Annotated in this window: 14 protein-coding genes; 4 read left to right on the top strand and 10 right to left on the bottom strand. The window is 72.9% G+C overall.

The annotated features are described in order from the left end of the window. Positions 1-60: 60 nt before the first annotated feature. The 9 genes from RBJ65_RS36245 to RBJ65_RS36205 all read right to left on the bottom strand — a co-directional run bounded on the left by RBJ65_RS36245 (position 61) and on the right by RBJ65_RS36205 (position 10,696). The gene (locus tag RBJ65_RS36245) at positions 61-1,341 is read right to left on the bottom strand and encodes a YeeE/YedE family protein (protein WP_306319849.1); all 1,281 of its coding nucleotides are present in this window, start codon (positions 1,339-1,341) and stop codon (positions 61-63) included. Positions 1,342-1,637: 296 nt separating this feature from the next. Next, a complete protein-coding gene (locus tag RBJ65_RS36240) occupies positions 1,638-2,723 on the bottom strand; it encodes an ABC transporter ATP-binding protein (protein ID WP_306319850.1) in 1,086 nt (361 codons plus the stop codon). Beyond that, positions 2,720-3,553, bottom strand: a complete 834-nt coding sequence (gene modB, locus RBJ65_RS36235) for a molybdate ABC transporter permease subunit (RefSeq protein ID WP_372341304.1) — start codon at positions 3,551-3,553, stop codon at positions 2,720-2,722. The genes RBJ65_RS36240 and modB overlap by 4 nt, the downstream gene beginning before the upstream one ends. Continuing rightward, positions 3,550-4,380 carry a molybdate ABC transporter substrate-binding protein gene (gene modA / locus RBJ65_RS36230; RefSeq protein WP_306319851.1) on the bottom strand — a complete coding sequence of 277 codons (831 nt, stop codon included), beginning with the start codon at positions 4,378-4,380 and terminating at the stop codon, positions 3,550-3,552. The genes modB and modA overlap by 4 nt, the downstream gene beginning before the upstream one ends. Positions 4,381-4,531: 151 nt before the next feature. Continuing rightward, a complete protein-coding gene (locus RBJ65_RS36225; protein WP_306319852.1) occupies positions 4,532-4,927 on the bottom strand; it encodes a molybdopterin-binding protein in 396 nt (131 codons plus the stop codon). 38 nt (positions 4,928-4,965) lie between these two features. Beyond that, positions 4,966-5,559: an MFS transporter gene (locus RBJ65_RS36220; RefSeq protein WP_306319853.1), complete on the bottom strand. Its 594-nt coding sequence runs from the start codon at positions 5,557-5,559 to the stop codon at positions 4,966-4,968. 21 nt (positions 5,560-5,580) lie between these two features. Further along, positions 5,581-6,183, bottom strand: coding sequence for a TOPRIM nucleotidyl transferase/hydrolase domain-containing protein (locus RBJ65_RS36215; RefSeq protein WP_306319897.1), 603 nt, complete (start codon positions 6,181-6,183; stop codon positions 5,581-5,583). 23 nt (positions 6,184-6,206) lie between these two features. Beyond that, positions 6,207-10,310, bottom strand: a complete 4,104-nt coding sequence (locus RBJ65_RS36210) for a trypsin-like peptidase domain-containing protein (protein ID WP_306319854.1) — start codon at positions 10,308-10,310, stop codon at positions 6,207-6,209. Next, positions 10,307-10,696: a CU044_2847 family protein gene (locus RBJ65_RS36205; RefSeq protein ID WP_306319855.1), complete on the bottom strand. Its 390-nt coding sequence runs from the start codon at positions 10,694-10,696 to the stop codon at positions 10,307-10,309. Before RBJ65_RS36205 ends, RBJ65_RS36210 begins: the two co-directional genes overlap by 4 nt. 167 nt (positions 10,697-10,863) lie before the next feature. On the opposite strand from RBJ65_RS36205, the gene RBJ65_RS36200 reads away from it, so the two are divergent. After that, entirely contained in the window at positions 10,864-13,596 is a 2,733-nt protein-coding gene (locus RBJ65_RS36200) for an AAA family ATPase (RefSeq protein WP_306319856.1), read from the top strand. 371 nt (positions 13,597-13,967) lie between these two features. On the opposite strand, the gene RBJ65_RS36195 is transcribed toward RBJ65_RS36200, so the two are convergent. After that, positions 13,968-14,633, bottom strand: a complete 666-nt coding sequence (locus RBJ65_RS36195) for a GntR family transcriptional regulator (RefSeq protein WP_306319857.1) — start codon at positions 14,631-14,633, stop codon at positions 13,968-13,970. Positions 14,634-14,776: 143 nt separating this feature from the next. Here RBJ65_RS36195 and RBJ65_RS36190 point away from each other — a divergent pair, with 143 nt between their 5' ends. The 3 genes from RBJ65_RS36190 to madM all read left to right on the top strand — a co-directional run bounded on the left by RBJ65_RS36190 (position 14,777) and on the right by madM (position 18,956). After that, a complete protein-coding gene (locus RBJ65_RS36190) occupies positions 14,777-17,677 on the top strand; it encodes an AMP-binding protein (RefSeq protein WP_306319858.1) in 2,901 nt (966 codons plus the stop codon). A 90-nt stretch (positions 17,678-17,767) separates the two neighbouring features. Next, positions 17,768-18,190: a malonate transporter subunit MadL gene (gene madL, locus RBJ65_RS36185; RefSeq protein WP_306319859.1), complete on the top strand. Its 423-nt coding sequence runs from the start codon at positions 17,768-17,770 to the stop codon at positions 18,188-18,190. Position 18,191: 1 nt separating this feature from the next. After that, complete coding sequence (gene madM, locus RBJ65_RS36180; RefSeq protein ID WP_306319860.1) at positions 18,192-18,956, top strand: malonate transporter subunit MadM; 765 nt, start codon at positions 18,192-18,194, stop codon at positions 18,954-18,956. Positions 18,957-18,977: the final 21 nt, after the last annotated feature.

The raw sequence follows: 18,977 nt of genomic DNA, 5'->3' as shown, positions 1-18,977 counted from the left end.
GCCCTGTGCGTGAAGGGCCCCTGCCGGACGTCCGGCAGGGGCCCTCACTGCGTACGTATGTCAGCAGACGCTGTCCGCCGGCTTCGGGTTGCCGAGGCCGAACAGCGGGCGAAGGCGCAGCCCCGCCCACGTGCCGAGGATCGCGACGGCGCCCCAGATCCAGCCGTGCAGCGAACCGGACGCGATGCCGGCGAGGTACGCGCCGATGTTGCAGCCGCCCGCGAGGCGCGCGCCGACACCCATCAGGATGCCGCCGAGGACCGCGGCGATCGCCGTACGGGCGGGGATGCCGCGGTGCAGCTTCCACACGCCGCCCGCCGCGGCGGCCACGGCCGCGCCGACCATGATGCCGATGTCGGTGAGGCTCGTCTTGTCGGCGAGCACCGGGCCCGCCAACTGGGCGGCGCTGTCCGGCTGCTGCCAGAACGCCCACGTCTCGGGCGAGCCACCGAGCGCGCCCACGACCTTGCTGCCCCACAGCGAGAAGGCACTCGTCACACCCCACGCGCCACCCGACACGAGCAGCACCCCCGCGCCGAGCACCGCGAGCACCACGGCACCCGCGGCCAGCGGCCACGAGCCCCGCAGCGTACGAAGCAGCGCGCCACGCGCCGACGGCGGAGTGCCGACCGGCGGGGGATTGCGGCGGGCCTGCACGGCGCGCGCGACGAACCAGATCGCGGCGAGCGCCACGATGCTGATCGCCCACGAGCCGAACCAGCCGACATGGTCGGACAGCAGGTACGGGTCGAGCGCCGGCAGATCGCTCCACAGCCCGAACTGCCAGGCGGCGAGGGTCGAACCGACGATGAACCCGAACAGGGTGAGCACGATCGACGTCTGCCCCGAGCCGACCGCGAACAGCGTGCCGGACGCGCACGCCCCACCGAGCTGCATGCCGATCGCGAACAGGAACGACCCCACGATCAGCCCGATCCCGATCGGCCCCGCACTCGGCGCGGGCACCGAGCCGAACAGGCCGCTGCCGGTGCCGATGACCAGCGCGAACAGCGTCACGGTCGAGCCGAGCAGCAGGGTGTGCGCCCGCAGCCCGGTGCCGTTGCCGACGGCGACGAGCTGCCGCCAGGCCGAGGTGAACCCGAACCGCGAGTGGAACAGGGCGAAACCGAGCCCGATCCCGAGCAGCAACAGGACGCCCGGCTTCGCGCCGTGCGCCACGAACACGTAGGCGTCGAGCGCGGCACCGATGACCCCGGCACCGATGAGCGGCCCCCACCGGGTGGGCGGCGCGGCCTCGGCGACCGGGGCGGGCGAGGAGGTGGGGGACGGGGCGAGCAGGGCGGCGCGCGGCGGCGCCCCTACGGGGGGAGCGGTGGTCACGGGAGATCTCCGGCAGGGGGAGTGGGAACGGCTCGGACAGGTGGGGGGCAGGTGTCAGCGACGACAGAGCGCGTCGTCGACACTCCACGTCGTGGCCGCGAAGAGCGCGAGAGCCAGGTGCCGAGCGGGTCCGAACATGCGTCCACTTTAGGGTTCGCGGCGGGGTGCGTGGGGGCGTGTCTCACATCGCGGGAATTCAAGCCCCGCCGGCGATTGAGGCGCGGGGGCCGGGGCAGGGCCCCGAGAGCGGGGCCACGGTGACGCCACCGAGCGGCGGGCCGCGACGCAGCACCCGGTCAGGCGGGATACGCGTGCGTCTGCGTCGCCTTCACCGTCGCCCAGACCTCCGCCCCGGGGTGCAGCCCCAACTCCGCCGCCGCCACCGTCGTCAGATCCGCGGCCAGCGCAAGCTCCCCGCTCAAGGCCGCCCGAATCTGATCCCCGTGCGTCTCCATCCCGGAGACCTCGCACCGCCACGAATTACGCGCACTGGACCCGCTCGGCCGCTCCCGGTGCAATGTCACCGCACTCGGCGGAAACGCCACGAACACCGGACCCGCCAGCTCCTCGGTCGTCGTGATGACAGGCCCACCGTCGGCCACGTGCACCGCATGCCCCTCGGCGACGCCCCGGTACAGGTTGAGCCCCACCAACTGCGCGATGTAGTCCGTGCGCGGGCGCCGCGCGACGTCCGACGGCGCGCCCTCCTGCACCACGTGACCGTGCTCGACGACGACGAGCCGGTCGGCCAGCACCATCGCGTCCAGCGGATCGTGCGTGACGAGCACCGCCACCGCCTCGAACTCGGCGAGATGGCGCCGGAGTTGGGCCCGCACATCGAGCCGCGTACGGGCGTCGAGCGCGGCCAGCGGCTCGTCGAGGAGCAGCAGCCGGGGCCGCGTCGCGAGCGCCCGCGCGAGCGCGACCCGCTGCGCCTGCCCCCCGGACAGCCGCCGCGGCTTCGCGCCCGCGTGTGCCGCGAGCCCCATGCGGTCGAGCCACGCCCGTGCCCGCGTACGGGACTCGGCCTTCGTCGCGCCCTGGCAGCGCGGACCGAACGCCACATTGTCGAGCGCGCTCAGATGCGGGAAGAGGAGGTAGTCCTGGAACACCACGCCCACCGGCCGGGACTCGGGCGGGGTGCGGTCCAACGCCGCGCCGTCGAGCCGCAGATGCCCCTCGTCGAGCGGCGTGAGGCCGGCGAGCGCGCGCAGCGCGGTCGTCTTCCCCGCCCCGTTCGGCCCGAGCAGCGCGACGACGTCGCCGGGCTCCGCGCTCAGCGTGACATCGAGCCGGAAGTCGCCCCGGTCCACGACGAGCCGCGCGTCGAGGCCGCCGCCGCTCACATCCTCGTACGCCACAGTCTTCTCAAGGTCCGTCATGACGCGGTCATCCAACGGTCACGCAACCCGGCGAGCACCGTGATCGACACGGCGAGCAGCACCAGGCTGAGGGAGATCGCCGCCGCCGGGTCGCTCTGCATGGCGAGGTACACGGCGAGCGGCATGGTCTGGGTGCGGCCGGGGAAGTTGCCGGCGAAAGTGATGGTGGCGCCGAACTCGCCGAGCGCCCGCGCCCACGCGAGCACCGAACCCGCCGCGATCCCCGGCGCGATCAGCGGCAGCGTCACCCGCCGGAACGCCGTGAACCGGGACGCGCCCAGCGTCGTCGCCGCCTCCTCGTACCGCGGATCGGCCGCCCGCAGCGTCCCCTCGACGCTGATCACGAGGAACGGCATCGCCACGAACGCCTCGGCGATGACGACACCGGTCGTCGTGAACGGCAGCGTGATCCCGAACCACTGGTCCAGGTACTGGCCGACGACACCGTTGCGGCCGAGCGCCGTCAGCAGCGCGACACCACCCACCACGGGCGGCAGCACCAGCGGCAGCGTCACCAACGCCCGTACGACACCACGCCCCGGGAACTCCGTGCGCGCGAGCAGCCACGCCAGCGGCACCCCGAGCACCAGACTCACCAGCGTCGCCAACGTGGCGCACACCAGGGACAGTTGGAGCGCCTGCCACACCTCGGGGCTGGTCAGCTGCTCGGGCAGGTCCGCCCACGGGGCCCGTACGAGCAGCGCGAGCAGCGGCACCACGAGGAACGCGAGACCGACGATCGCGGGCGCGAGCAGCGGCAGGGGAGGGACGCGGCCACGGCGGCGCCGCGGCCCGCCGCCCCGCACGGTGTCGGTGGCCGGCACGCTCACGGCTTGAGGAATCCGGCCTCGGTCAGTGCCTGCTGCCCGTCGCCGGACTTGACCAGCTCGATGAACGCCTTGGCGGCGTCGGCGTTCGGCGCCTTCTTCAGCTGGGCGATCGGGTAGTCGTTGATCGCGTCCTTGGACTCGGGGAACTCCACGCCCTCCACCTTGTCACCCGCGGCGTGCACATCCGTCTTGTACACGACGGCCGCGTCGGCCTCCTTCAGCTCCACCTTCGTCAGGGCGCTCTTCACGTCCTGCTCGTACGAGACCGGGGTGAGCTTCAGCTTGCTCGCGGCCAGCGCCGTCTGCGCGGCCGACCCGCACGGCACCTCCTTCGCGCACAGCACGACCTTCTGGCCGGGCTTCGTGAGGTCCTTCAGGGACGACACCTTGTGCGGGTTGCCGGGGAGGGTGGCGATCTCCAGCTGGTTGCGGACGAAGGTGCTCGGCCTGCCCGCCGCGTCCCCGGCGTCCGTCACGGTCTTCATCGTCTTCGGGCTCGCCGCCGCGAACACGTCGGCGGGGGCGCCGCCCGTGATGCCAGCGGCGAGGCTGTCGCTGCCGCCGAAGTTGAAGGTGACCTTGGTGCCGGGGTGCTCCTTCTCGAACTGCTTGCCCAGCTTCGTGAAGCTCTCCTTGAGGGAGGCCGCGGCGAACACGTTCACCGTGCCGGACAGCTTCTTGTCACTGGAGGAGGAGCCGGACGCCGAATCGGAGGACTGCGCGTCGGACGATCCGCAGGCGCTCAGCGTCAGCACCGCCGCCGCCCCGACGCCGGTCGCCTGGAGTATCCGGCGGGTCGTGGTCCTGCGCGCGGAACGGGTTGTCACGGTTCAGCTCCCCTACGTGTCCTGGAACGCTTACGCCGACCATACTGCCGCATCTGCCAGGCAGAAGTCGCCTGTGGGTTCGCATGATCCCGATGGATGGACGGGTCAGGTGTGCATGTGCGTTCGTACGTACACGGTGGGGCGCAAGGAGTCACGTACGGTCGACATGGACATTCGTCGACTTCACGCGCGCCGTCGCCTCCATGCCGACCTCAAGACCGAGCTCCTCCACCGCCTCCCGCGTAAGGAGCGACACCAGACGGTGCGGCCCGGCCTGGATCTCCACCTGGGCGGCCACGTCCCCGAGCTTCACGGCCGTCACGATGCCGGGGAAGGCGTTGCGCACCGAGGTGTACGAGGGGTGCTCGTCGTTGTCGTCACCCGCGGCCAACTCCACGGAGAACGCGGCGAGATCCTTGCCCTGGACCACGCGCCGCCCGCTCGCGTCGCGGTGCGTGTCGATCCGCCCGGCGTCCGCCCACCGCCGCGCGGTGTCGGGGCTGACGCCGAGCAGCCGTGCGGCCTGGCCGATTGTGTAGGACTGCATGCGGCCAAGATTACGTCCGGCCGCCACGCGAAGATCGCTCAGCGCACCCGGTGGGACCGCGGCACGACACGTACGGTCAACACCGCGGCGCCGAGCCACAGCACGGCCGCGAGTACGCCGATGTGGTGCAGCCCCACCGTGAACCGGGCCGGCGAATCCGGGTCCCGCGCCAGCGCCCCGAACACCGCGATGCCGGGCGCGCCCGCCGCCTGCCGCGCCGTGTTGTTGACACCCGACGAAAGACCCGGCCGCTCCGGCGGGCCCGCCTGGAGCGCGGCGGCGACCACGGCGGCCGTGAGCAGCCCCATGCCGAGCCCGAGCCCGAGCAGCGTGGGCAGCACATCGGCGTACGAGGAGGTGGGTGTCAGTGCCAGCAGGCAGGCGGCGCCCGCCGCGCCCACCAGGAGACCGGCGACCATCGGCGGCCGCGGCCCGAGACGCGCGGCGAGCCGCCCCGTGAACGGCGCGCACACGGCCAGCGGAACGAACAGCGGCAGCAGCAGCGCGCCCGCCGTCAGGGCGTCGTGGTGCTGCACCTTCTGCAGATACAGCGTCAGTACGAAGCCGAGGTCCTGGCCGATATGGGGGAGTGCCACATTGACGACGGTGACGTCGAGCTGCACGAGGAACATGCCGACGCACATAAGGCTCGCCTACAGGTGCGCGAACAGCTCCTCCAGAGGCGCCGGTACGCACCCCGCGTCGCACGCCGCCTCCGTCAGCAGCCGCCCGTAGCGGATCTTGCGGCCCGCTTTGGTGCCGAGGAAGCGGCGCAGCCGGCGGTGCGCGGACTTGTCCTGCTGGGCGGGCTGGCGGGCGAAGGTCTGCCAGGGGTGCCACTCGCCCGCGTCCCGGACGAGCGCCTCGACGCGGTCCACGCCGAGCGCGCGGATGAACTCGTCCTCCAGATCGGCGACGCACACGAGGACGGCGTCGCGCCGCGGCTCCAACGCCCGGTCGTAATACCGCCGTTCATGCTCGTCGCACAGCCCGGTGAGCCGCAGCCCGAGCCCCGGCGCGCCGAGCAGCCGGGCGTACCGCCCCACGTTCATGGCGCCACCCATGCACACGACGCACACCCCCTCGGCCGCGAGGTCCCGGCCGCGCCGCCCGGCGAGCGCCTCGACGGCCGCGACATCGCTGAGGCCTTCGAGTAGCACGGCGCCGCGCACGCGAAGGCGTCCCGCCAACTCCCGCGCGGGTTCCTCCGGCCCGCCCGCCGCCCAGTCGCCGACCGCGTCGTGGAACGCCTTCATGCCCGCCGTGTCCGTCGTCTCCGTCACGCGCTCAATCCTCTGATGGTGAGGGCCAGGAGCCCGTGGTCGAGGCCGACGATCAGCCGCCCTTCCACCCATGTGACGGCAAGCGCCGGGTGATGTACAGGGATTTGTTCGACCGGCGACAGCGTCGCCAGGTCCCAGAGGCGGACGGTGCGGTCGCTGCTCGCGGTGGCGAGGAGACGTCCGTCGATCACGGTGAGCGCGTTGACCGCGCCGCTGTGGGACGCGATGCCGCCGACCGCCGCCCCACTGCGCGCGTCCCACAGTTGTACGAGGCCGTCCGCGTGCGCGGTGGCCAGCGCGGTGCGCCCGGCGAAGGGGACCGCGCACATCGCGTACGTGTCGTGTGTCTCGACGTGCTTGACGCGCCGCCCGGACGCCGGGTCCCACAGCCACACCGCGCCGTCGAGCCCGTCGGTCGCGGTGGCGACACGTGGGTGGCCGTCGACGTCGACGGGGCACATGGCGTAGATCCCCGTAGGGAAGCGGCACGTGTGCGTGACCTTGAGCGTGTACGGGTCCCACAGCTGGGCCGTGCCGTCCGCGTGGCCCGTGGCCAGCAGGGTGTCGCCGCCGAGAGAAACCGTACAGATGGTGTACGCGGGGGAGGGGCTCGCCCGCCCCACGGCGACCTCCAGGTCGAGGGGGTCCCACCGCCAGACGGCTCCGTCGTCCCCGCCTCCGACGAGCTGCGCCCGGCCGTCGAGGACGACGGGGCACACCGCGCGCACCCAGTCGTCGTTCGTCCGCAACGTGACGACGGGGGAGGCGGACTCGGGTTGGAGGACGCGCGTGGTGCCGTCGTCGCCACCCGCCGCCACCCAGACCTTGTCGGTGCCGCCGTACGCGGGTGAGAGCGCGCGGACCGCGCCCGTACGGGCCGTGCGCGGGGCCTCCGGGTCCCACAGCCGCACCGTGTGGTCGGCGCCGCCGCTCGCCAGCAACTCCCGGCCGCCGACGGGCAGTACGCACAGGGCGTCCACGGAGTCGGAGTGGCCCTGGAGGGTGCCCGCGGCGGCGCCCGTGACGGGATCCCACAGCCGCACCACGTCGCCGCTGGGCGCGGCGAGCAGGGTCCGGCTCCCGACCCGTACGGAGCAGAGCGTGGACGCGAGCTCGTCCCTGGCGAGGATGTGCACGTTCTCGTCGTCGGCCGGATCCCACAGGCAGATCACGCCGTCCGCGTCGAGCCCCGCGAGCATGGTGTGCCGGCCGATCCGCACGGATGTCAGGGCGTTGCTGGCGTCGTGTCCGCGCCTGACGCGCACGCACTCCCGGGTTCCTGGGCGCCACAGCTTGATGCTCCGGTCGTCCTCGTCCCCGCTGGACGCCAGGAGTGTCTCGCCGTCGAGCTCGACCGCGCACACCCGCTCCACCCAGCCGGAGTGCGCTTCGAAGATCTCGCTGCCGCGTTCCCCGGTCGGGTCCGACAGGATGATCTGGCCCTCCGTGGTGGCGGTCGCGAGAACGGGGCCTTCGGGTGTGTCGAGCGCGCACAGATCGCGGATCAGACCGAGGCCGAAGTCGGACAGCCGACCCGCCGAGCGCTCCTGGGTCTCGTTCCACAACGACACGTTGAGGTCCGAGGCCACCGCGAGGTACGCCTGGCCCGCCACCTGGAGGCCGCACATTCCTCTCATGTGGCTGAACTCGGGTGTAAGACGCCGTACTTGGCGTGCGGTGACCGGGTCCCACAGGCGTACGGTGCCGTCGGTGGCGGCGCTGGCGACCAGCGTGCCGTCCTGCGGGCCAAGGGCGCACACGGCCCGGATCTCGCCGGTGTGGCCTTCGAGCACCGCCTCTTCGTCGCGCGGCGCGATGGTCGCCCACTCGGCCCGGTACGGGCCTGCGTTCGCCGTCGACCGATAGGCCTCTCCCGCCCCCTGAAGGCTCTCGGTCACACTGAACAGCGCCGCCCGCCGCGCAGGACCGACGCCGATCGCCTCCGGTGTCCTGCGCAGGAGTTGGGCGCGCTCGCGCATCGCCCCCGACGCCTCGCCGCCCGCCGGGATGAGCCGCCGCAGATCCGCGTGCAGCGCGTACTCCTCGTCCGCCAGCAACTCGTCCACGACGCGCCCGCGCACCGCGTGTCGCGGCAGCGACCGCAGCAGATAGCCGGGCGCCCGGTCCCAGCCCACGCCCTGCCCGTAGGCCAAGAAGGCGCGCGCCAGGGCGCGTTCGTCGGCGTCGCTCCCGCCGCCCCCGGCCTCGTTCCCGCCGCCCCCGGCCTCGTTCCGGCTGCCTTCGGTGGCGCGGCCCTGCCGCAGGCCGTCGTCCAGCGCCTGGTGGAACAGCCGGAACACCCCGGTGTTCTGCTCGTTCACCCCGGTCTCGACGAGGAAGTTCGCCGCCGACGACCGCGCGAGCGACCGGAGTTGATTCTCCGTCAGTCGGTGTCCCGTCAGGGCCGCGACGCCCTCCCGCCACAGCGCCAGCGGCAGCCCCGGCGCCTCCGCGTACGCGAGGACGCTCAACACCTCGGCCGCCGGAGCGCCGTCGACCGCCGGGAGCCGCGCCAGGTACTCCTGGAGGGCCGCGGCGACGGTGGGTGTGAACGCGATGGCCGCGGGCGGCACCGCGCGCGTGTCGTGCAGGCCGTGGCCGCGCGCGGTCAGCCCGGCCACGAGGAAGTTCGCGTCCGCGAGTTCGGCGATCCGGGTCGCGACGGGCAGGGCCGTGCGCTCCTCGCCGTACGGGTTGTCGGGGCGCTCGTCGCCCTGGAGCCGGAGCGTGGCCATCGTGTACGCGACGAGGTCCGCGGCGGCGAAGAACGCGGGGTCGTCGAGGTCGATGACGCGGGCGGCCGGGCCGAACGGGTCGAGCAGGCTGCCCGCGTCGTCCCCGCGCCGGCTGCCCACCACGACCCGCACCTGGAGGTCCGCGCAGGTCTCCGCCAGCGGGATGGCGATGTGCCGGGCGATCATGCGGGCCTGCTGCGCGCTGGTCGCCTCGTCGAGGGCGTCGATGACCACGACGAACGGGGTGTCCGGGCGGGCGGGGCGCTCGGTGAGGGCGGTGCGCAGCACGTCGGCCAGCTCGCTCGCGCGCTCGGGAGGCGGCGCGGAGGCCGCGCTCGCGATCTCCTTGGCGACCTCAAGGGCCGTCTTGCCCTTGGCGTGCACCGCGCAGGACACCGAGCCAGGCGGCGCCCGCACCCCCTCGTCGTCGGCGGGCAGTGACGCCGCGATGCCGGGATCCGCCGAGGTCACCACGCGGCCGAGCACCGCAGACTTGCCGACACCCGGCGACCCGGTCACCACCAGGGCCTGGCGCGGCGCTGCGGCGCACGTCATCCAGTCGACGATCTCGCTGAGCGCGGCGGTCCTGCCCCGGAACCGGAAACCCCGCTCGGCGTCCGTGCTGACGCCGCGGGCCCGCGGCCGCCAGTGCCGGCCCGCCTCCGGATCCTCGTCGAGCGTCCAGCCCCACGCGGCGAGCGCCGTCTCGCCCGCCGCCTCCGCCGACCAGTCGGCCAGCAGCGCCAGCTTCTGCTCGGGCAGACACTTGTCGGCCTGGTGCAGCGTGAAGGCCCGCGCGTCACCGGAACCGCTGGCCTGCCCCACGAGACCGACGACCGACTGGTACGTGGGTGACCACAGCGCGGCGCCGCTGTAACCGGACTTGACGGGGTAGCGGGAGGACGTGTCGAGGCGCACCCACCCGTAGGCGAGCGCCTCGCCCACCGTGCCGTCCGAGGAATTGCCGAAGAGATCGCCGTCGGGGAAGCCGAACGCCCACCACGCCTCGCCCACCAGCGCGGCGGGCGCCGGTCTGCGCAGCCGCGCCGCCGCCTCGCCCGGCACCCGCTCGTCGAGCACGAGGACCGCCACGTCCTGCGCGCGCCGCTTCGCGGGGGACTCGGGCGCGACCACCTCGCGCACCCGCAGGCGACGGTCCATGAACTGGTCCGACTTCGGGAACGCCACCCACAGTTCGCCCTGCTTCTCCCACCCGGGACAGGCGACGTGCGCGCAGGTCAGCACCCGCCGGTCGTCGATCAGAAAGCCCGACCCCAGCGCTCTCTCGTCGTACTCGGAGCCGTGCACCGCCGCCACCCACGCGTCGGTTCCTGGGCGCGGGCCGGAGCCCGGAGCGGCGTTCATCGCGGCGCGTCGGCCCCGCCCGCAGCCCCGCCCGCCGCGCCACCCGTTGCCGCGTCCGCCGCGTCCGCCGCGTCCGCCGCGTCCGCCCCGTCGGCCGGGCGCCACACGAGGGACACCTCGAAGTTCGCGTCCGTCGCGGCCCTGGCCACCAGCCAGTTGGCCGTGCCGCTCACCTTGACGCCGAACTTCACCTGCACCTCGGCGGGTTTCAGGGCCACCGCCTGGTCGAGGACCGCGCGCGCCGCCTCCACGGCGGGACGCGCCGCCTCGCGCACCCGGCCCACCACGTCGCCGCTGCCCACCTGATGGAACTCGTCCGTCGGATCGATCTCGAACCGTACGACGGTCTCGTCGTCCAGCGCGTACGACACCACTTGCTCCGACATGGCGGACCTCCCCGTTAGGCGTCGGCACAGTTTAGAGGGCGATCAAAGGGCGGTACCGGCCCGGTAGTTGAGGACGTGGCGCACGCCCCGGGGAACTCGGCCGAACCGCCCCCGCACGGCCCGGCCCGGTACTAGCTTGGAGGTCCCGACGCACCCCAGGGACCGGCATGGACGCCACACCCGCAGCACCCCGCCTCCTCGAACGCGACCTCGAAATGGCCGCGGCGACAAGGGCGTTGGACGCGCTGTGCGGACCGCGCCACACCGGCGGGGTCGTCGTCTACCGGGGCGAGGCGGGCGTCGGCAAGACCGCGCTGCTCACCCGGATCTCGGCCGCCGCCCGCACCCGCTGCACCGTGTACGAAGCACGGTCCGGCGAGTCCACCACGCACCAGCCCTTCCATCTCGTACGCCAACTGCTCGGCCCCGCGCTCGACGACGCCGTGCCCCGCGCCCTCGGCCCGGCCCTCGGCGTCGCGGGCCCCGCCCTCGGCCTGACCGCGCCCGGCGCCCGCCCCGCCGACCCGCAAGGCGTCCGCGACGCGCTCGACACCCTCCTCGCCGAACTGGCCCGCGAGCGGATCACCGCACCGGAAGACCCGAAACCCCTGGTCCTGCTCGCCGACGACGCCCACTGGGCCGACGGCGAGAGCCTCACCTGGCTCGCCTCGCTCGCACCGCGCCTCGCCGCCCTCGCGGTCCTGCTCGTCGTCGCACACCGCCCCGAGGAACTCGCGGACACCCCGCGCGCCTCCGCCGCCCACCTCGCCGCGCTCGCCCGCGCCGCCCGCCTGCACGTCACCCTCCAGTCCCTCACCCCGGAGGCCACCGGCGACCTCGTCCGCGGCGTCCTCGGCGACTTCGCCGCCGACGAGTTCTGCCGCGAGGTCTGGGCGGTGACATCCGGAAACCCGTACGAGACCGTGGAGTTGCTCGCCAAGTGCAGCTCACGCGGCCTCGCCCCGACACCCGACGCCGCCCCGGTCCTGCGCGCCTTCGCCACCACGGCGCGCGGCGGCGGCATCGTGGCCCGCCTCGGCGAACTCGACCCGGACTGCAACCGGTTCGCCTGGGCCGCGGCCGTCCTCGGCACCGACATCACCTTCGCCGCGGCGACCGCCCTCGCGGGCCTCGCACCGGAGCGGGCGACGCACTGCCTCCAACTCCTGCGCGAGGCAAGGATCCTGGCGCCGCCGGGCGGAGGAGCGACGGGCTGGTCCGCCCAGGACGCGGCGGACGCGGCGGACGGGTTGGGCGGCCGGCGCGGCGCACGCGGCAACGTCGTCGACCCCTCCGAACCCCTCGACTTCCAGCACCCCCTCGTCGGCACCGCCGTCTACCGCAGCGTGCCGCCCGCCACCCGCACCGCCCTGCACGGCCAGGCCGCCTGGACGCTCACCGGGCACGGGCACGGCCCCGCCGCGATCTCCCGGCACCTCCTGGAGATCCATCCCGACGACGACCAGGAAGCGGTACGGCTGCTGCGCGCGGCCGCCGCCGAACACCTCGCCGTCGGCGCCCCCGAAGCGGCCCGCCGCTGCCTGGAGCGCGCCCTGCGCGAACCCCCGTCCGTCGTCGACCGCGCGCAGGTCCGCTACGAACTGGGCTGCGCCTGCCTGCTCTCCTCGCCCGCCACGACCGTCCAGCACCTGCGCGCCGCACTCGAACTCCCCGGCCTCACCGAGCAGTTGCGCATCGAGGCCACCCTGCGCCTCGCCCAGGCCCTCGCCCACGGCAACCAGATGCGGGACGCCGCGCGCTGCGTCGCCGACAGCGCCGCCGTCACCCCGCCCGGCACCCAGCAAGTACGGCTGCTGGCCGCCAGGTTCATGTACGAGTCGTTCCTCGCCGAGGAGGACGACGGGCCCGCCCGTTCCGAGCAACTCCTCCTGCTCGCCGACGCGTTGCCGGGCGCCGACAACGCCGAGCGCGCCCTGCTCACCCTGCGCGCCTTCGACGCGATGCTGCGCGGCGAGCCCGCCGACCAGGTCTCCGACCTGTGCGACCGTGTCCTCGTCGAAGGGCGGCTCGCGCCAGGACTCGGCTGGACCGACACCGAGTGGGGCTTCGAGATCCCCGCCCTCCTCGGCATCACCCTCGCCTACGTAGACCGGCTGCACGACGCGGAGGTCCTGTTCACCGAGGCGCTGCGCACCTTCGAACTGGGCGGCTGGAGCGGCGCCCACCTCGCGTTCGCGCACATCCTGTGCGGAGCCGTCGAACGAAGGCGCGGCCGCCTCGTGGAAGCCGAGGCGTACCTCCGCGAAGGGCTGCGGCTCGCCGAACGCGTCGGGGAGCGCGCCACCGTCCAATGGGACGCGCTCTGCCTCCTCCTCGACACCCTCCTGGCCCGCGGCCACATCGACCGCGCCCAACAGCTCGCCGACGACTACGCGTTCTGCCCGCCGTACCCCGACGCGCTGATCCTCCCCGACGCCCGCTCGGTGCGCGCCCGCCTCCTCCTCGCCCTCGGCCGCACCAAGGAAGCACGGGCCGAACTCGAAGCCACGGCCGTGTCCACCGCGCGGCGCGGCCGCCACAACGTCCAGTGGGCGCCCTGGCCGTACGACCTCGCCGACGTGATCGCCGCGGAGGATCCGGCCCGCGCCGCCGCCCTGATCGCCGAGGCCCGCCACTGCGCCGATGTGCTGGGCACCCACAGCGCCATCGGCGAATCCCTCCGCCGCGCCGCCGCGCTGGCCCCACCGGACCACGCCCCCGCCCTCCTCACCGAGGCCGTCCACCACCTCGCCGCATCCCCGGCCGCCTACGAAGAAGCCGCCGCCCGCCTCGACCTCGCCACCTCCACCACCGACCCCACCCAAGCCCGCCGCGCCCTCACCCTGGCCGAAACCTGCGGCGCGGACACCTTGGCGGAACGGGCCCGTGCGCTGCTGTAACGCGCATCATCAAACCACCGCGGCAATCGAACAGACCTCTTCAAGCCCGCGCGGCGCTCGCGCATCACGCCCGCGCCCGGATCCCCACCATTCAAGCCCGCGCGGTGCTCGCGCATCACGCCCGCGCCCGGATCCCCACCAATCAAGCTCGCGCGGTGGTCGAGCGTGGCGCGCGGCCGGATCCCCACCAATCAAGCTTGCGCGGTGGTCGAGCGTCGCGCCCGCCCGGAGCCCCACCAATCAAGCCCTCGCGGTGCTCGCGCATCGCGCCCGGCCCGAGCCCCACCAATCAAGCCCCTGCGGCGATTGAGCAGCGGGGTCCGGGGCAGAGCCCCGCGACGTAGGCAACCCCCACCGCAACCAAACCCGGTTCACCCCACCGTCGACTCGGCCCGCCACACCCTCACCAACTGCCCGAACTCCGTCACCTGCACCAACACATGCGCCCGCGCCGCCTCCTCCGCCCGCTCCGCCGCCCCCGCGGCAACCGCGTCGGCAATCGCCCGATGCTCCGCAAGCGACCTCCGCATCCGGTCCGGCACCCTCAACTGCAGCCGCCGGTACGGCTGAAGCGCCCGCTTCAACGCATGCGCCTGCTGCCGCAAATACTCGTTCCCGCACGAGTCGTAGACCACGGCGTGGAAACGCGCGTTGGCGTAGTAGTACCGATCCGCGTCCCCCGCGTGCGCATGCTCCTCGCACTCCCGCAGCGCGTCCTCCAACTCGTCGAGCGCCGCCCGCTCTATCCGCCGCGCCGAAAGCCGCGCCGCCATCCCCTCCAGCTCCGCCATCACCTCGAAGCGCTCGGCCAGCTCGGACACGCTCAGCTCCGTCACGTACGTGCCCTGCTTCGGCCGGATCTGCACCAGGCCGGACCGCTCAAGCGCCTGCAAGGCCTCCCGCACCGGCGTGCGCGAACACCCGAACTCGCGCTCAAGCCGCGCCGGGTCAAGCCGCTCGCCTGGCCGGTACCGACCGTCGACGACCGCGTTCTCCAGGGCGTCGCGCACCCGCCTGGCCTCCGGGACTCGAGCCATCTCCACCTCCGAACGCCCAGGTTATCCGCACGCTCCAGGGGGTAGCGCCGGTGCTTCCCGTCATCTACGGTGCGCTGTTATATACATCACGGCCCACGATGCATATCAACCTGCGCATCACAACGTGGAGAGGAGCGGCGGACATGGAACGGCCCGACGGCTGGCTGCTCACCGACCTGTACCGGGCTCTGGGTGAGCGGCGCACGGCCCACCCACGGACCGACGCCTCGCCCGACGCACCCCTCGACCACCTGCTGGTCGCCTGCGAAGTCCTGATGAGCGACGTCGGCGAGGCCTCCATGCGCGCCGTCGCGGCCCGCGCCCTCGCCGCGTACGAGGCCCTCGACAACGATGCCCGGCTCGCCTTCTTCACCCACATCACCAAGACGTACGACGCCGACCCCGACCAGGTCCGCGCCGCCTACCGCCGCTGGGAGGAGGCCCGCGCCACCGGCTCCCAGGGCGAGGCCGAGCTCGTCCGCCTCTTCGACGTCGTCGAACCGGCCCGCCAGCAACTCCTGCGTCGCATGAACCACGCGCCCGACGCCACCCTCGCCCTGGTCCACATGCGTGCCGACCTGCGCCGCCTGCTGCCCGCCCACCCCGAACTGCGGCCCCTGGACCACGACTTCCACCACCTGCTGACGTCCTGGTTCAACCGCGGCTTCCTGCGCATGCAGGAGGTCACCGTCGACTCGCCGCCGCAGCTGCACCAGCACCTGCTGCGTGGCGAGAAGGTGCACCCGATGGCCTCCGAGGCCGAACTGCGGCGCCGTGTCGAGCCCGAGGACCGCCGCGTCTACGCCTTCTTCCACCCGGCCACCGGCGACGTACCCCTCATCTTCGTAGAGGTCGCCCTCGTACGGGGACTGCCCGACAGCATCGCCCCGCTCCTCGAACCCGGCCCCGCGCTCGACCCCGCGGACGCGGACACGGCGGCGCTGTACTCCATCAACAACGCGCTCGACGGCCTCGCCGGAGTCTCCTTCGGCAGCTTCCTCATCAAGCAGGTCATCGAGCAAGTGGGGGAACAGCTCCCGCACTTGACCCAGTTCGCGACGCTGTCCCCGATCCCCGGATTCCGGACCTGGCTGGAGCGCGGCGCCGCCGACGAATCAGAACTGCACGCCCTGGCCGATGAGTTGAGCGCGGCCGACGCGCCGACCGCCCTCGACGCCGAACGCGTCCGCCCCCGCCTCCTTGCCGCCCTCGCCCGCTACATCACCGTCGAACGCCGCCCCGACGGCCGCCCCCTCGACCCCGTCGCCCGCTTCCACCTCGGCAACGGCGCCGCCGCCTGGCAGCTCGACTGGCCCGCCAATTCCTCGCCCGAAGCCTGGCGGCAGTCCTACGGCGCGATGATCAACTACCGCTACGAACCGCACCGGTTGGAGCGCCGCCACGAGGACTTCGTGCGCCGTGGCGCCGTCGCGGTCGGCGGCCCCCTCAAGGAAGACTTCCCGCAGGACGGGGCCCCGTACGACCGGGCCCCGGCAGCAGATCTGAAAGGAACCACCCCGATGGCAACGGCCCCCTTCCGCAGCATTCACCGGTCCTTCGTCGAACAGACGGAACTCCGGCCGGACAAGGCGCTCTTCGAGCTGCCCGACGGGCGGTCCGTGACCTACCGACAGACCGAGGACCTCGTACGGCGCATCGCGGCGCGCCTCGTCGCCGACGGTGTGACCCCCGGAGATCGCGTCGCCACGCAGGTCGACAAGTCGGTCGAGGCGATCGCCCTCTATCTCGCGACGTTGCGGGTCGGCGGCGTGTTCCTGCCGCTCAACACCGCCTACACCGGCGCCGAGATCGACTACTTCATCGGCGACGCAGAGCCCCGTGTCCTCGTCTGCCCGCCGAAGCGCCGCGCCGACCACGCCCACCGCGAGGGCGCCGATCTCGTCGTCGAGACCCTCGGCACCGAGGGCGACGGCAGCCTCCTCGAAGGCGAGGCCCACCACGACGACGTGTACGAGGCCACCGCGAGCGACCCGGCGGCCATCCTCTACACCTCCGGCACCACGGGACGCTCCAAGGGCGCCGTCCTCACCCACGAGAACCTCGCCTCCAACTGCGAGGCGCTGCTCGGCAGTTGGCGGTTCACGTCCGATGACCGGCTGATCCACGCCCTGCCGATCTTCCACGTGCACGGCCTGTTCGTCGCCGCCAACATGGTGCTCGCGTCCGGCGCCTCCATGTACTACCTGCCGAAGTTCGACGCCGACGCGATCGCGGAGCTGCTGCCGCGCGCCACCGTGCTCATGGGCGTACCCACCTTCTACACGCGGCTGTTGAAGCACGAGAAGGTCACCCCGGAGACCTGCGCCTCCATGCGCCTGTTCGTCTCCGGTTCCGCGCCGCTGCTCGCCAGCGACCACGAGGCGTTCGAGGCCCGCACCGGCCACGCCATCCTGGAGCGCTACGGCATGACCGAGACCGGCATGAACACCACCAACCCGTACGAGGGCGGGCCCCGCAAGCCCGGCACCGTGGGCATGGCGCTGCCCGGCACCGAGATCCGCGTGGTCGACGCCGAGACCGGGAAGCCGGTCGAACAGGGCGAGGTCGGCAGCGTCGAGGTCCGTGGCCCGAACGTCTTCGCCGGCTACTGGCGGATGCCGGAGAAGACCGCCTCCGAGTTCCGCGAGGACGGCTTCTTCATCACCGGCGACCTCGGCCTCATCGACGAGGACGGCTACCTCTGCATCTCGGGCCGCGGCAAGGACCTCATCATCTCCGGCGGCTACAACGTCTACCCCAAGGAGATCGAGACGCTCCTCGACGCCCACCCCACGGTCCTCGAATCCGCTGTGATCGGCGTCCCGCACCCGGACTTCGGCGAGACGGTCGTCGCCGTCGTCGTCCCCGCGCCCGGCCAGGAGCCGAACGAGCGGGACCTCATCGACGCCATCACCGCCGACCTCGCCCGCTTCAAGCACCCGCGCGCCGTACGCGTCGTGGAGGCGCTGCCGCGCAACGTCATGGGCAAGGTCCAGAAGGCCGAACTCCGCAAGACCTACGGGGACTTGTTCACGACGGCCTGACCCCCTTCTCTCTGCCCCCTTCTCTCTGCCCCTTTCTCTCTGCCTTCTTACCTCTGTGTTCTGTCCCGGTCTCTCAATGTGGAGTAGACGATGGTCCTCTATGGAGTAGCGGCGCTGGCGGTGTGCATGCTCACGGGCACGCTCGTCGGTGAATATCTGGGCGCGGCGCTCGGCGTCGACGCCAATGTCGGCGGCGTCGGCTTCGCCATGATCATGCTGGTGTTCGCGACGCACTGGCTGCGCCAGAGGGGGAAGTTCCCCGAGGCCAGCGAGCAGGGCGTGCTCTTCTGGAGCGCGATGTACATCCCCATCGTGATCGCGATGGCGTCGACGCAGAACGTCTACAAGGCGGTGACCGGCGGGCCGATGGCGCTGTTGGCGGGCCTTGTCGCGCTCGTCGCGGGATTCGCCCTGGTGCCGGCGGTCGCACGGATCGGCGGCAAGGCGGAACCGCTGCCGCCCTTGAACGACACCCCTGTTGAAGAGCCCGCCGCCGAGAAGCAGGGGGTCTGACGTGGATACCTTCGTCTCCGTCTGCAAGGACAACGGGCTCATCGTCGCCTTCGCCCTCGTCGGCACCCTGATGGCGGTCTCGGCGTGGCTCTCCAAGAAGCTGACCCGCGGGCGGCTCCAGGGCTCCGCCATCGCCATCGTCCTAGGCCTCGCGCTCGCCTACTGGGGCGGCTCGGCGACCGGGGGAGAGGCGGGCGTCGCCGACATCACCGCGCTCTCCGGGATGAGCCTCATGGGCGGCGCGATGCTGCGGGACTTCGCGATCGTCGCCACGGCGTACGGCGTCGACCTGAAGGAGATCAAGCGGGCCGGCCCGTCCGGCGCGCTGTCGATCCTGCTGGGCGTCGTCGTCTCCTTCGTCGCCGGGGCCCTCGTCGCCGCGGCCTTCGGCTACCGCGACGCGGCCTCGCTCGCGACCATCGGCGCGGGCGCCGCCACGTACATCGTCGGCCCGGTCACGGGCACGGCGGTGGGCGCGAGTTCGGACGTGATCGCGCTGTCGGTCGCCGCCGGCCTTGTGAAGTCCGTGGTGGTGATGGTGGGTACGCCGCTGGTGGCGCGCCTCATCGGCCTGAACAACGCCAAGTCGGCGATGGCCTTCGGCGGCCTGCTCGGCACGACGTCCGGTGTCGCGGGCGGCCTCGCCGCCACTGACAAGCGCCTCGTCCCGTACGGGGCGATGACGGCCACCTTCTACACGGGCGTCGGCTGCCTCCTCGGCCCGTCGGTCTTCTACGTGTCGTTGCGGGCGCTCGTCGGCGGATGATCCCCGCCTAAGGCTCCATCG

This window comes from Streptomyces sp. KL109B (genome assembly GCF_030766935.1).
Classification (GTDB): Bacteria; Actinomycetota; Actinomycetes; order Streptomycetales; family Streptomycetaceae; genus Streptomyces.
This window is presented reverse-complemented; position numbering and strand designations above follow the sequence as displayed.